Source organism: Pradoshia sp. Z3_51 (genome assembly GCF_058215915.1).
Genome location: NZ_JBZAJC010000013.1, coordinates 1 through 13,695 on the forward strand (window position 1 = coordinate 1; position 13,695 = coordinate 13,695).

A 13,695-nucleotide genomic window follows, 5' to 3' on the forward strand; every position below is an offset into this window, starting at 1 on the left:
CGCGCCCGAGAGGAGTCGAACCCCTAACCTTTTGATCCGTAGTCAAACGCTCTATCCAATTGAGCTACGGGCGCATAATTTAATTTGGTTGGTGCGGCCGAGAGGACTTGAACCTCCACGGGGTTAACCCCCACTAGGCCCTCAACCTAGCGCGTCTGCCATTCCGCCACGACCGCGTTTTGTTATAACGCGACGACAACAATCATTATAGTATTTATTCCACCGTAATTCAAGTGGTAATAAATGGTGCGGGTGAAGGGACTTGAACCCCCACGCCGTAAGGCGCCAGATCCTAAGTCTGGTGCGTCTGCCAATTCCGCCACACCCGCATATTTATAATGGTGAGCCATGAAGGACTCGAACCTTCGACCCTCTGATTAAAAGTCAGATGCTCTACCGACTGAGCTAATGGCTCTAAATGGCTGGGCTAGCAGGATTCGAACCTACGAATGACGGAGTCAAAGTCCGTTGCCTTACCGCTTGGCTATAGCCCAAAGGTGTTTTATAACACACTTTTTATTATAATCACTTTTCTCTTATAAGATAAGTGTTATTTTATAAATGGCGGTCCGGACGGGACTCGAACCCGCGACCTCCTGCGTGACAGGCAGGCATTCTAACCAACTGAACTACCGGACCATTTGTTTAATTGCGGGGACAGGATTTGAACCTGCGACCTTCGGGTTATGAGCCCGACGAGCTACCAGACTGCTCCACCCCGCGACGATATTAATCTCGCTCAAACAATCTGAGGTTTGATTGGTGACCCCTACGGGATTCGAACCCGTGTTACCGCCGTGAAAGGGCGGTGTCTTAACCGCTTGACCAAGGGGCCGTTCATTACTAACTTTCAGTCTCTCAAGCACTTTCTCATCTCTTTGCGAGAACTTCAAGCGACCCAGTCGACTTTATCTATTGTAATGAATCTCTTTTAACATGTCAACACTTTTTTTAAAAGTTTTTTTCGTTAAAGTTTGATGTCATTTTGCTTTCGGCTTTAATAAGGCCGCTCAAATAAGTTACCATGTTAGCAAGGTCTATGTCAACGATTTTTTTAAAATAATTTTTCCACGACATTTTCCACATACATATTTCTTTGTATCAAGCTTTCTTTTTCGTCGATATTCCAGACCGCAAGATCGGCATTCGTATAGCCATTTCACAGGCCGTACAGCACGGATATTGCTTTCCAGGGCTGAGCAAAAACGAGGTGAGTTGGTCTTTGCCATCAATTGTTTAAAGTCCCGATCTCCATGCCTGTATCCCTTCCCTTGCAGGTGCAGGTGATAATGGCATAATTCATGTTTAATAATTCCCTTTATCTCTTCCATTCCTAGTTCATCTAAGTATCTTCGATTAATCTCAATATTATGGCTCACTAATAAATACCGTCCGCCTGTTGTCCTTAATCTGTTATTAAAGATTGCCTTATGAGTGAATGGTATCCCAAAATCCTCTATGGATATTTTTTCAACTAATTTCTGTAATTCCCGGTCCGTCATAAGTTAAACCTCCACACTTTTAAAGTAACAAACCCGGCGGCTGTTACATACAATAAACTAACCATGGGCTTATCACCTATTCATAGTACATCATTTATGAAAGGAGGTCTAAATATGCCTGCTTGGTTGCAAAACCAAATCCAAAGAGCCTTTCTTGAAAAAAACAGCAAGCAAGTGCAACTATTGAATCAATGTTGGTTTTTTTATAAAAAAAGCATTGCCCAATACGATTAAGGCAATGCTTTACGTTCATATTAGCCGGCCGGATTTATCATTGTAAGGGCAATTCGTTCTTTAGGTATATCAACTTGATCAACCCAGACAGTAACCACATCCCCAACTGATACAACATCCATTGGGTGCTTTACATATCGATTGCTCAATTTTGAGATATGAACTAGACCAGCCTGCTTTACGCCGATGTCAATAAATGCGCCAAAATCAACGACATTACGAACAACACCTTGAAGCTCCATCCCTTGCTTAAGATCCTCCATCTTCAGCACATCGGATTTTAATAGAGGTGCAGCCAATTCGTCACGCGGATCTCTTTCTGGTCTCATCAAGGCATCCAGAATATCTCCCAATGTGATTTCGCCAATATTCAATTTCTCCGCCATTTCACTTTTCTTCACCGTGGTTAGAGCTTCTCTTAATCGTTCACTTCCTAAATCATCCGTTGTGAAACCGAGCATTTTCAACAAAGAACGAACGGACTGATAGTTTTCAGGATGTATGGATGTCCGATCAAGCGGCTCTTCCCCACCAATTACTCTTAAAAACCCAATGGCTTGTTCATAGGTTTTCGCACCAAGCCTTGGAATCTTTTTTAAAGAAGCTCGATTTCGGAAAGCTCCTTCTTCCTCTCTCTTTTTTACGATATTTTGGGCTACAGACTTGGAAAGACCCGCCACATATTGCAATAGGGAAGGAGAGGCTGTGTTCACATTAACCCCCACTCGGTTTACTGCCGTTTCAACCACAAAACCAAGTGACTCATTCAGTTTTTTTTCTGAAACATCATGTTGATATTGCCCAACACCTACTGATTTAGGATCTATCTTCACCAATTCTGCCAAGGGATCCTGTAGTCTTCTTGCAATCGAGACCGCACTTCGCTGCTCCACCTGTAAATCTGGAAACTCTTCTCTTGCGATATCCGATGCCGAATAAACACTTGCACCGGCCTCATTTACAATTACGTAATAGATTTTTTCACTTTGCTTCTTCAACGTATCTGCAATGAATTGTTCTGTTTCTCGAGATGCTGTTCCGTTCCCGATTGTGATGATTTCTATGTTATATCTTTTGAGTATAGACAGAATAGCCTCCGTTGCCTCTTTCTTTTTAGCTACTGGCGGATGCGGATAAATCACTCCTACCTCAAGCATTTTTCCTGTAGGATCGACTACTGCATATTTACAGCCTGTACGATAAGCCGGATCTACACCCAATACCATTTTTCCCTTTAAAGGCGGCTGAAGCAGTAAATTTCTGAGATTCTCAGAAAAAATATAGATAGCTTGGTCTTCAGCCTTTTCCGTCAACTCATTACGAATCTCCCTTTCAATAGAAGGCTGAATCAATCGCTTATAGCTATCTTCTATTGCTTCCTTCATAATCACTGCACTCGGATTGGCTGTATTCAAATTCATTTTTCTAGCGAGATAATCCAGTATTTTCTGTGTATCGGTTTTGATGGAAACTCGAAGCACTCCCTCTTTTTCACCACGATTAAGTGCCAAAATGCGATGAGGAACTATTTTTCCTATTGCTTCATCATAGTCGTAGTACATCTCAAATACCTTTTTCTCATCTTTCTTCTCATCTTTACTAACAGATTTAATCAAGCCAAACTTAAATGTTTCATCCCGAATCCATTTTCTGAAAGAGGCATTATCAGAGATATTCTCTGCTATAATATCTTTCGCACCATCTAAAGCTTCTTCTGGCGTTGTCACTCCCAACTCCACATCAACAAATTGAGCAGCTTTTTCAAGTGGGTTTGCAGTTTGAGGAGCTTCCATGATCCATTTCGCCAACGGTTCTAATCCTTTTTCTTTTGCGACCGTTGCTTTTGTGCGACGCTTTTGCTTAAAAGGACGATACAAATCTTCAATAGTTTGCAGTTTTACTGCCTTGATGATTTCATGTGATAACTCCTCTGTGAGTTTCCCTTGCTCCTCAATAATACGCAGGACTTCTTCCTTTCTTTTTTCCAAATTATCGAGATAGGTCCACCGCTCAGAAATTGTTCTAATTTCAACCTCATCCAATGAGCCGGTCATTTCTTTTCGATAACGCGCTATAAATGGAATCGTATTACCATCCTCTAAAAGCGCCAATACATTGGATACTTGACTCCCCTTCACTGAAAGCTCTGACGCTATATATTGAACCAATTCACTCTTCGACTTCATTAACAAACCTTCCCTCTGCAAATAATTACCTTTATAGTATCATAACCTTTTCTGCTACAAATACTGGACTCTCATAAATAACACAAAAAAGAAGTCTCTTATAATTATAAAAGACTCCCAAAAATGAATGTAATATCATCGTTCAAGGCACTATTTTGACTTTCTAATTTTTTCGCAGTTTCTTCAAGAGAACTAGCATTTCGCAGGAAATTTTTCGTCCCCTTCATTTCAAATCCATCGGAGTGAATGAAAAATTTAGTGGACGGAGTATATGTAAACTGTTGAGTATGGAATTTCTGCTTTCTTCCAGATAAATATCCGGTTACAGGTAGGGGATAGATCATTTTATCATTTGGAGGATATAGATAGAAACGGATATTACCAACACAGCTGTACTGAAATTCTTTCTTTTTGAAGTCCACTTTTAAAATAGCGACAGCGGCGCCTCGCTTTCTTAGCAGGGCCTGATTACATCGTTCCATAATATCTCCAACATCCTCGCTCTGATACTCCCGAACTACATTAGTAACTGCCCGAGAGGATTCATGAGCAAACTCCCCTGATCCTAATCCATCTGCGATGACACAAATAAAGTAATCATCCGTCACTTCATAAAAATAGTCATCACCACATAACAGCTTTCCTTGTTTAGGTGATTGAGACACAATTAATTGCACTCTACTATCCCTTAGCACTTCTTGATTCACCGTATATACTCCGAATTCTCAGCATTAATGGCTTCCTGCAGTTTTTTTATAGCACGGCGTTGAAGACGGGATACATGCATTTGAGATATACCTAATCGATCTCCCGCTTCCTTTTGACTTAGATTTTCTAGATAGGTGTATTGTATGATTTTCTTTTCGCGATCTGACAATACATGGAGAACTTTCTCCAAAACCAACCGCTGATTCACCTTTTCATATCCTTCATCCACATTTCCGAAGATATCCAACAAAGTGACTGTTCCGCCGTCTGAATCCGCCTCGATTGAGTGATCCACTGATAGCGCCTGATAACTTTTACTCATTTCCATCGCTTCTAAAACTTCTTCCTCAGAAACTTCTAAGTACTGAGCAATTTCTTCAATCTTAGGAGAACGATGCAATTCTGAGGTAAGTTCTTCAACAGTCGACTTGATTTTTGGACCAAGCTCTTTAATTCTGCGAGGAACGTGAACACTCCATGTTTTATCACGTAAAAAGCGTTTAATCTCTCCAATTATCGTCGGGACAGCAAAAGCCTCGAAGCTTTTTCCGAAGGAATCATCATACCTGCGAATCGCACCCAGCAATCCAATCATGCCAACCTGGGCAATATCCTCATGATATGATTTTCCCTTTGAATACTTTCTCGCAATCGTTTCAACTAGCCCGGTATAGTGCTGAACAAGTTGAGCCTGTGCTTCTTCATCTCCATGGAGTTGATAGGCTTTAATCCATTCCGTGACTTGGTCTCTCATTTGTGCCTTTTTCTCATCACTAGTTTGAGATTGTTTCTGCATCACTCTCCACCTGCTCTCCCTCAAGAAACTTCGTCATGAATACTGTCACACCTTCATTATGGTGTATTTTCACTTCATCCATGAGCGTTTCAATCAGATATAGACCTAATCCTCCTTCTCTTAAGAATTCCACTGATTGGTCTCTCTCATAAGGCCCCAAGCCTTGTCGCACCTCTTCAAAATCACAGCTTTCGCCATTATCGACTACCATTACTTCAAGACGGTCTTCATATAATCCAAAGCCTATGATAACTTCCCCATCTCGCTCGCCCTTGTACGCATGCTGAACTGCATTTGTACAAGCCTCGCTCGTAGCAATTTTCAAATCTTCTATACTATCATATGAAAACCCCATACGGCTGGCTATTCCTGATAAAGTTAATCTCATTACCCCGATAAATTCAGGTTTTGCAGGTATCTTCATTTCAATATATTCGTATGTTTCACTCATTGCGTTCCACCCTCTGCATGGCTTTTTATATGGATTATATCCGCTAAACCAGTGATTTCAAAAAGACGATGTAATCTCTCTGATAGTCCGATGATTCTAAAATCCCCATTGTGCGCTCGAACATTTTTAAATAATCCTACAAATACCCCAAGACCTGTGCTGTCCATATAAGAAACATCGGTTAAATCAATAATCATGACTACTTTATCTTGATCCGACAAAGGAAATAGTGTCTCTCTTAACTTCGGTGCTGTGTATGCATCTATCTCGCCTTTAACATTTACATGTATTTCAGAATTTACATTCTGTACATCAATAGAAATATTCATGAATTTGTACCTCTCCTCAAAAAGTCATGTTCCGCTATCCTTCTTTACCCGAAATTATCCACTTAAAACTTCCGTCTCATAATTATCAAGGTGAAATCATCTCTTAATTGAAAATGTTGCATCTTTTCCAACTTTTTATAGAGATTGTTTACAATGGTTTGGGCATCTAAATGAATAGATTCCCGAATAAATTGAACCAACGTATCTCTTTCTATAAATCCCTCATTTGTCCTGCACTCTGTTACCCCATCAGATAGAAGGATAATCATATCGCCTATTTCAATCTTTCTTTCATATTGCCTGTATACTGTTTTTTTATCTACACCAAGCAACAGACCCTTAGCAGTTAACTCGGTAAATTCATTTTTTTCGTAATTATAGAAAAATCCCGGTTCATGGCCTGCTGAAGCATATGTAAAAATATGATTTGAGGGATCATATAGACCATAAAACATCGTTATGAACATACTCGGTCCAACATTTTGCTCCACAACACGGTTAATACTTTCCAGAACACTCGCTGGGGATGTGCGATGCTCCGGCAAAGAATCCATCGCGTACTTAATCATGGACATACATAACGCCGCCGGTATCCCTTTGCCAATAATATCAGCAATCGCTACAGCCACTCGATTATGCTCATCCTGAACAAAATGAAAATAATCTCCGCTCATATGCTTAGCCGGAACACTTATGGCTCCAATTTCAAGATTTTTTAGTACAGGAACTCGCGTTTCCAATAAAGTCTGCTGAACATTAGCCGCTATCTCCATCTCACTCTTCAGTTCTCTTTGTTGATGGCGGAGACTCTGTAATTCACGAAAGGCTACACCATACTCCATCATAATTTCCAACAAAAAATCAAAAGAGTGGCTGACTTCTTCCGAAATATCAGGAAGTATTTCTTTTAGCGTATTTTTATGCAAACTTATTATCTCTTCAGGTGATACCATCTGTTCTATAGCTTCTTTGCTGATTTTATGTCCGAGATATAACGCTTTTTCCGTATGCTCTTTCAAGTAATTCGAGAGAGCTTCACGGTATCTTTCCTCCATGCACTCTCTATTTTCCACATACCTTCCCCCTATCGGAGCCATTTAGTAGACATTATTCGCGTACCCTTTCCAACATCAGAGTCAATATCAAAGTCATCCATCAATCTCTTGACTCCCGGCAAACCAGCTCCCAGACCTCCCGATGTTGTATATCCATCTTCCATTACTCTTCTTATATCACTTATTCCCGGACCATTATCCTCTGCTATGACTCTGAGACCCGTTCTCCCATTGTCATAGACTTTTTCAATGCATATTTGGCCCTGCCCTGCATAGAGATAGATATTCCTTGCTAATTCACTTATGGTTGTGGTTATTCTTGCCTGATCCACGGTGCCAAACCCCAACTCTTTGGCCACATTTCTGCCCACTTGTCGGGCTGCAACAATATCCCACTCATTAAGAATTTTTACGTAGGATTGGGTGCTCATCATGCTAGTCCCCCAGTTCCTTTTGTAATTTCTCCAAACCCTTTTCAAGATCCAAAGCTGTCATCACATCGGATAATGTAATGCCCAATTCAATTAATGTGATGGCAACTGCAGGCTGTATCCCTGTAATCACTACTTTTGCTCCCATTAATTTTGACATGTCAATGACATCGCCAAGGACTTTAGCTATAAAAGAATCAATGATATCTACTGAAGTTAGATCAATCACCACTCCATTTGCATTTGTTTCATGTATCTTATGCAGTAAATCCTCCTGAAATTGCAGCGCTGTTGCATCATCCAATTCCCATTGAATAGAAATCAGGAGACAATCATGCAACTTTAATATCGGAATCCTCATACTAATTCCTCCGGGGTTACGATAATTTTTCTATTTGTAATTTCCAGGGCAGCCTCTACACCCTTTTTCAATGTATTTTTAGTTATGATTTCATCTAAGTTAATGCCGAGGTTGACAATTGTTTGAGCAATCTCCGGACGTATTCCCACCAACATACAACGGGCACCAACCAAACGAACAGCCTCTGCTGCCTGAATAATATGATGAGCCACCATAGTGTCAACAACAGGCACTCCAGTAATATCAATCAACACTACCTCAGAACGATGCTTTACTACGCCATCCAAAAGATTTTCCATAATTTGTCTCGCGCGCTCTGTATCTATTGTACCTATAAGAGGCATTACAGTAATCCCTTCAAACACAGGAATAAGAGGTGCTGATAATTCCTGGAGTGCAATTTTTTGCAAAGAAACGGTTCGTTCCCACGTAGATGTATAAACATTCAGAATTTCATTATTTAAAGGGGTAATCCACTCGTCAAAATCCAGCACAATCTCAAGCTGATTTTCCTTTGTCATTACCCCTTCATTTACCATACCGTCTGTAACAACTACATTAAATGCTTTCAATCCCTCATTCACAAATGTTAACGGCCAGCCTAAACGAATAATTTTAGCTGCAAAATCACTAAGTTTCACTTTAAATTCTTCATCAGAATCTTTAATATTAGAAATCAGCACTTCAATAAATTCATTACTGGTGTGAATAAACATTTGATCTGAAACAATCTTCACGACTCGATCATCCGCTTTATCCTTTACACGTTCAATCCACTGCTGCAAAATGATGTCTTTATGACCCTGGATATAGTTTTGCACAAGTTTATTCATTAGTTCCTCCTCCATCAAGTTTTCTGTTAGATTCTTTTATATGGATACATGTACTTTAATTTATTTAATAATTTCAAAAAAACCATATTCACAAACTATTATAAACACTTAAAAAGGAAATAGGAAATCTTAAATTCCTTCGTAATATTGCCGTAATACAGCAACAACGTATTTGTAATTTCTATAACCTGTACTTCATTCCCTTTTTGTAACTAACTTAAACCAAAAATAAGTTTTTCTAAGTTAAAAAGTGCAAAAAAAAACTGCCAAGAATTCGGATTCTTGGCAGCCTAACCTTCAACACAGAAGTATATTTATTATTTATAATCTTTTTACTATTACAATTCCACGAGTCCCAGACTGATTTGGAGCGCATTATCAACCTTACGCATCATTTCATCATCCAGCTGTGTTATTTTATCTGTCAATCTCTGCTTATCAATTGTTCGAATTTGTTCAAGTAAAATAACAGAATCGCGTTCGAATCCATATTTTTGGGCGTCAATTTCTACATGGGTCGGCAGTTTCGCTTTTTGTATTTGAGCCGTAATTGCCGCAATAATTACGGTAGGGCTAAATCGATTTCCGATATCATTCTGAATAACAAGTACAGGTCTTACCCCTCCTTGCTCAGATCCAACCACTGGAGACAAATCAGCGAAATACACATCACCACGTTTAACATTTAAACCCTTATTCACCGCTAACTAAACGCTCCACAGCATGTTCAGCTTCATATTCTGCCTGGAAAGCTTCTGCAGCCATAGTTAAATTAATATTGGCCATCTCCATATATCCACGGCGCATGGATTCGCGAAACTCTTTCTTTTTGCGTTCTTGCAAATACATTTTAGTTGCTTGATAAATAAATTCGCTTCGATTCACATTTTCTTCTCTCACGTATCCATCCAACTCACTTAGCAAATTTTGGGGCAAGCGTATTAGAATTTCCGTAGTTGCACTGGACTCAGACACAGGCAAACACCTCCACCATCACTACAAACCACATAGTTCTTTACTATTATATCTTACCATTATTACTTCTGCATGCAAAGGTGTCTAGTACATTTCTTTCTTATTATGAGGCTAAATAGTTGTCCTTTATTCATTATTCATGCACATATGTGTTAAATAATTAATAATGAAATAACTGATTTACAGTTTCAACAATTAAACCATCCTGCTTATACACTCGAGGGACTCTGCTTGATAGTTGACAAATAACCTCGTAATTAATCGTTTCTAATTTCTCGGCGATCTCATCAACTGTAATTGTCTCATCACCATCGTTCCCGATAAGAGTAACCACTGTATCCTCAGGAACAGACTGATCTAATTTAACCATGCACTGATCCATACAAATGCGTCCGACAATAGGTGCTCTATGTCCTTTAACCAGTACAGATTGCCCAGATAGTTTTCTGATCCATCCATCCGCATATCCAATAGGCAAAGTGGCTATCCATTCAGGCTCACTCGCTGTATACGTTGCACCGTACCCAACTGTATCACCCATTGAAATCTTCTTGATTTGCTTTATCTTTGTATAAAGAGATAAGGCAGGCTTCAACGTTACTGGGAGGTCTTTTGATATTTCCGGTGATGGACTTAAGCCATACATGGAAATACCAAGCCTTACTGTATTGAAATAGGCATCAGGATATCTCATAGCTGCCGCACTATTACTAGTATGAATGTAAGGCGGCAAGTATTCCATATTATCAAGAATCTCCTTGAATTTCAACAATTGGTTTTGAGTTTTGTCCAAGTCCAGCTCATCTGCACTGGAAAAATGAGTGAATATACCTTCAAGATGAATATAATCTTGATTCTTAAGCATATATTCTATTTCTTTCATCTCTTGTATATTCCTTATCCCAAGTCTGCCCATGCCTGTATCAATTTTTATGTGTATATTTAGCGGTTGCTGTATATTTTCTCCCTGTAAATATACTATAGCTTTCCCTATCCAATCAATGTCATGTACATTTAAAGAGATATTGTACTGCACGGCTACCTTGGAGTCTTCCGCCCTAGTGGAACCTAGTACTAAGATCGGCACTTTTATACCTGCCTGACGAAGCCTGATCGCCTCATCCAAGAAAGCTACGGCCAAACTGGTTGCTCCGGCACCTAATGCCACTTCAGCCACTTGCCGATCTCCATGTCCATATGCATTTGCCTTTACAACCGCCATGATGTCAGTAGTTTGAGGCAACAGATGCCTAATCTGTTCAACGTTATGCTTTATATGATCTAAATTGATTTCTGCCCATGTATCTCTATAGGATAATTGACTATTTTTCATAAGAGGTTTACCTACCTTTAGATGATTATAATTTGATTATTCCCCTTAATGAAAGGATAGTCAATTCATTCCTCAGAAACTAAAAAGAAATAGACCTGCCTTTATTAACAGGTCCATCCACTTCTATTTTTCTGCAGTTTCCTGCACTGATTTCGCAACCATGATCATCTCGTCTGATGTGAGATTTTTTGCAGCGAGCATGAAATCTATCCCTTCATAAGACCAGGATATTGAGTTTTCTGTCATATTGCCAATTGTGAATCCTAAATCAACCGGCTCACCTTCTGCTATGGTGACCGCAGCTTCTTTGACAATCTTTGATTTAGTTTCAATTAACGTGTATTGTTTTTCATCACCCGCAAATGTCAGAACGGCTCGTTTTCCTTCCTCTGTTTTGATCATTTTCTCTCCTGCAGGCTCCACACCCTGTATCTCGGCTGTTGGATATTGAGCTTCAAAATCAATATCTTCTTCAGAAGACATTACCGGCACTTCCAATTGCGCTCCTGTCATATTCTTTTTCACATCAAAATCACTATTACTGTAATTCGGATTGAACTTCGTTTTTTCAAATTCAACCTGAACTAATGCATTACGATCAGAATCCATTACATCTACACTTACAGGCTCTAGTGTTTTGCGGTCAAATTTCACGACCTGCAATGGAAGCATCTTATTGTTCTGATATCTTGTTTTTGTCTCAAACACATAACTATCATCTGTTGCCTTAAAGGTTGCATCCTTATCAACAGTTACATCTGTAATTAAAGACTCATACAGATAGGCCTGCGAGCTGTTTTTTGGCCACTCACTTTGAAACTTAAAACTTTTATTAAGCGCTGGAGTTAATACAAATACCCCTTCTTCATTCCGCAGGATGATTTGACTTTGATCCTTTTGAGCATTTTTCAAGTTTACCCGGTAATTTGATGGAGATTGATACCATACTTCCACATCATATACTTGTGGTTCTGTACCCATTTTTAAAGTCATTTTCGCATCTGCTTTGTATCCCTTTAATTCATTCATCTTTTCCGTTAACGCATCCACAACTTCAGTTTGCGATTTTTCCCCGCAGCCTGCTAAGACCAACATAAATCCCAATGTCAGCGTCAGCATCATTAACCTCCTCAAGATCTCATCCCCTTTTAACAGTAGTAAGTAAAAGGGAGAGGAAAGCCCGATCCGGTTTGTTCATTTACATTCCAGTACATTTTTAAGATACATCCTTTCAAAACATTCTTTATTTCTGCTATTCTTATGTTAATTCAATAACGCTGTTGAAAGCCCGCAAAGAGTGTTTTATCTTAAATACATATGGGTAGTAAATGTCCAAAACAAGGCCTTGTCTCTCCAATTCGTTAATTGAATATATGAGACAATCCTTCTGAATATGTGCTTGCGGGGGACAAACAATTTATTTTTATCGTTTTTCAAGTAGAACCTGGGCAGCCGCATATTGTTTAGTATGGGTAATACTTAAGTGTGCCTTTACCTCTAAAGGATGTTTGATAATCGGTTTACCATTCTTGTCAGGAATAATGCTAATATCATGGAACGATAGTTTACCGCCGATACCTGTACCATTTGCTTTTGAAAATGCCTCTTTAGCAGAAAATCGTCCGGCAAGCCACTCGATTTTTCGATTTTCACCAAGTGACAGATAGTATTCCTTTTCATCTTCAGTTAGTATACGATCAACAAATTTCGGCTGCCGTTTAAGAATATCTCTCACTCTCTCAAGTTCAATAATATCGATACCAATTCCAACAATCATTGGTTCACACCCTCACAATTTATATAGCTATTTTAGTTTAAACATTACCTCATTATAAATGATTTACCAAATCTTATTATGTTAGGATGATGTCTTTTGTTCACTCGTACCGAAAGTTTCGGGCAATTTATCCGTTTTTACCCGGGAGTCAGTCTTTTAACAGCTGTGTGTATAGTTCTTTTTATTATCACTTCTTTACCAATCTCTCTTGGAAGAGATCTTTACACCTTATTAAGCGGAGTTAACTTATTCATTGCAGAGGGTGAATATTGGAGATTGGTCACACCAATCTTTCTTCACATTGGCTTTTCCCATCTATTATTCAATAGTTTCTCCTTAATTATTATTGGTCCTGGACTGGAAAATATATTAGGTACATTTAGATTCAGTCTCCTTTTTATACTGTCCGGTACCATTGCGAATGTTCTTACATTCTTTGCAGAACCTTTAATGTATGCTCATGTGGGAGCCAGCGGTTCCATTTATGGGCTATTTGGATGTTTTGCCTATATCATCTTTTTTAGAAAAGATTTAATTTCGCAGCAAAATTCACAGGTTATACTAGCTTTAATTATTATCGGGGTAGTCATGTCTTTTTTCCAATCATCCATTAATATCACAGGGCATATTGGCGGCCTTATAATGGGCTTTGCACTCTCCCGTCTATTTTTAGTTAATCGATAATTAGATGAATCTATTTCCTCTCTAGGAAAAATTAACTATA

At 39.2% G+C, this 13,695-nt stretch carries 17 protein-coding genes and 8 tRNA genes; 2 read left to right on the forward strand and 23 right to left on the reverse strand.

Annotated elements, in window-relative coordinates:
- The 9 genes from AC4BHA_RS16550 to AC4BHA_RS16590 all read right to left on the reverse strand — a co-directional run bounded on the left by AC4BHA_RS16550 (position 1) and on the right by AC4BHA_RS16590 (position 1,502).
- Positions 1-74, reverse strand: a tRNA-Arg gene (locus AC4BHA_RS16550).
- Between the two features lie 15 nt (positions 75-89).
- Positions 90-176, reverse strand: a tRNA-Leu gene (locus AC4BHA_RS16555).
- A gap of 68 nt (positions 177-244) precedes the next feature.
- A tRNA-Leu gene (locus AC4BHA_RS16560) sits at positions 245-329 on the reverse strand.
- A gap of 10 nt (positions 330-339) precedes the next feature.
- Positions 340-415 (reverse strand) — tRNA-Lys (locus AC4BHA_RS16565).
- 4 nt (positions 416-419) lie between these two features.
- Positions 420-494, reverse strand: a tRNA-Gln gene (locus AC4BHA_RS16570).
- Positions 495-562: 68 nt separating this feature from the next.
- A tRNA-Asp gene (locus AC4BHA_RS16575) sits at positions 563-639 on the reverse strand.
- A 10-nt stretch (positions 640-649) separates the two neighbouring features.
- Positions 650-723: transfer RNA gene (locus tag AC4BHA_RS16580), tRNA-Met, on the reverse strand.
- A gap of 37 nt (positions 724-760) precedes the next feature.
- Positions 761-835: transfer RNA gene (locus tag AC4BHA_RS16585), tRNA-Glu, on the reverse strand.
- A gap of 202 nt (positions 836-1,037) precedes the next feature.
- Positions 1,038-1,502, reverse strand: a complete 465-nt coding sequence (locus tag AC4BHA_RS16590; protein WP_490558932.1) for a SprT family protein — start codon at positions 1,500-1,502, stop codon at positions 1,038-1,040.
- Positions 1,503-1,616: 114 nt separating this feature from the next.
- Between AC4BHA_RS16590 and cmpA the strand changes: the two genes are divergently transcribed.
- On the forward strand, positions 1,617-1,736 hold the full coding sequence (cmpA, locus tag AC4BHA_RS16595) for a cortex morphogenetic protein CmpA (protein WP_139063802.1): 120 nt from the start codon (positions 1,617-1,619) through the stop codon (positions 1,734-1,736).
- Positions 1,737-1,756: 20 nt separating this feature from the next.
- Here cmpA and AC4BHA_RS16600 read toward each other — a convergent pair whose 3' ends face one another.
- The 14 genes from AC4BHA_RS16600 to acpS form a co-directional block, all read right to left on the reverse strand.
- Positions 1,757-3,922, reverse strand: a complete 2,166-nt coding sequence (locus AC4BHA_RS16600) for a Tex family protein (RefSeq protein ID WP_490558933.1) — start codon at positions 3,920-3,922, stop codon at positions 1,757-1,759.
- Positions 3,923-4,026: 104 nt separating this feature from the next.
- Complete coding sequence (locus AC4BHA_RS16605) at positions 4,027-4,629, reverse strand: PP2C family serine/threonine-protein phosphatase (RefSeq protein WP_225983640.1); 603 nt, start codon at positions 4,627-4,629, stop codon at positions 4,027-4,029.
- Positions 4,626-5,426: an RNA polymerase sigma factor SigB gene (gene sigB / locus AC4BHA_RS16610; protein ID WP_066102445.1), complete on the reverse strand. Its 801-nt coding sequence runs from the start codon at positions 5,424-5,426 to the stop codon at positions 4,626-4,628. The genes AC4BHA_RS16605 and sigB overlap by 4 nt, the downstream gene beginning before the upstream one ends.
- Entirely contained in the window at positions 5,404-5,877 is a 474-nt protein-coding gene (gene rsbW, locus AC4BHA_RS16615) for an anti-sigma B factor RsbW (RefSeq protein WP_066102448.1), read from the reverse strand. Before rsbW ends, sigB begins: the two co-directional genes overlap by 23 nt.
- Positions 5,874-6,206: an anti-sigma factor antagonist gene (locus AC4BHA_RS16620; RefSeq protein WP_066102453.1), complete on the reverse strand. Its 333-nt coding sequence runs from the start codon at positions 6,204-6,206 to the stop codon at positions 5,874-5,876. Before AC4BHA_RS16620 ends, rsbW begins: the two co-directional genes overlap by 4 nt.
- Positions 6,207-6,268: 62 nt before the next feature.
- Positions 6,269-7,279, reverse strand: a complete 1,011-nt coding sequence (locus tag AC4BHA_RS16625; RefSeq protein ID WP_139063803.1) for a PP2C family protein-serine/threonine phosphatase — start codon at positions 7,277-7,279, stop codon at positions 6,269-6,271.
- 11 nt (positions 7,280-7,290) lie between these two features.
- A complete protein-coding gene (locus tag AC4BHA_RS16630; RefSeq protein ID WP_066102671.1) occupies positions 7,291-7,692 on the reverse strand; it encodes an anti-sigma regulatory factor in 402 nt (133 codons plus the stop codon).
- Positions 7,693-7,696: 4 nt separating this feature from the next.
- Positions 7,697-8,053, reverse strand: a complete 357-nt coding sequence (locus tag AC4BHA_RS16635; protein WP_066102458.1) for an STAS domain-containing protein — start codon at positions 8,051-8,053, stop codon at positions 7,697-7,699.
- Complete coding sequence (locus AC4BHA_RS16640; protein WP_066102461.1) at positions 8,050-8,886, reverse strand: RsbT co-antagonist protein RsbRA; 837 nt, start codon at positions 8,884-8,886, stop codon at positions 8,050-8,052. The genes AC4BHA_RS16635 and AC4BHA_RS16640 overlap by 4 nt, the downstream gene beginning before the upstream one ends.
- Before the next feature lie 338 nt (positions 8,887-9,224).
- Positions 9,225-9,587, reverse strand: coding sequence for a type II toxin-antitoxin system PemK/MazF family toxin (locus tag AC4BHA_RS16645; protein WP_066102464.1), 363 nt, complete (start codon positions 9,585-9,587; stop codon positions 9,225-9,227).
- Positions 9,580-9,861, reverse strand: a complete 282-nt coding sequence (locus AC4BHA_RS16650) for a CopG family ribbon-helix-helix protein (protein ID WP_049672447.1) — start codon at positions 9,859-9,861, stop codon at positions 9,580-9,582. Before AC4BHA_RS16650 ends, AC4BHA_RS16645 begins: the two co-directional genes overlap by 8 nt.
- A 160-nt stretch (positions 9,862-10,021) precedes the next feature.
- Positions 10,022-11,194: an alanine racemase gene (alr, locus tag AC4BHA_RS16655; protein WP_490558934.1), complete on the reverse strand. Its 1,173-nt coding sequence runs from the start codon at positions 11,192-11,194 to the stop codon at positions 10,022-10,024.
- 123 nt (positions 11,195-11,317) lie between these two features.
- On the reverse strand, positions 11,318-12,328 hold the full coding sequence (locus tag AC4BHA_RS16660) for a LolA family protein (protein ID WP_306821568.1): 1,011 nt from the start codon (positions 12,326-12,328) through the stop codon (positions 11,318-11,320).
- Positions 12,329-12,617: 289 nt separating this feature from the next.
- Positions 12,618-12,971, reverse strand: coding sequence for a holo-ACP synthase (gene acpS / locus AC4BHA_RS16665; RefSeq protein ID WP_066102473.1), 354 nt, complete (start codon positions 12,969-12,971; stop codon positions 12,618-12,620).
- Between the two features lie 96 nt (positions 12,972-13,067).
- On the opposite strand from acpS, the gene AC4BHA_RS16670 reads away from it, so the two are divergent.
- The gene (locus AC4BHA_RS16670; protein ID WP_490558935.1) at positions 13,068-13,655 is read left to right on the forward strand and encodes a rhomboid family intramembrane serine protease; all 588 of its coding nucleotides are present in this window, start codon (positions 13,068-13,070) and stop codon (positions 13,653-13,655) included.
- Positions 13,656-13,695 lie beyond the last annotated feature (40 nt).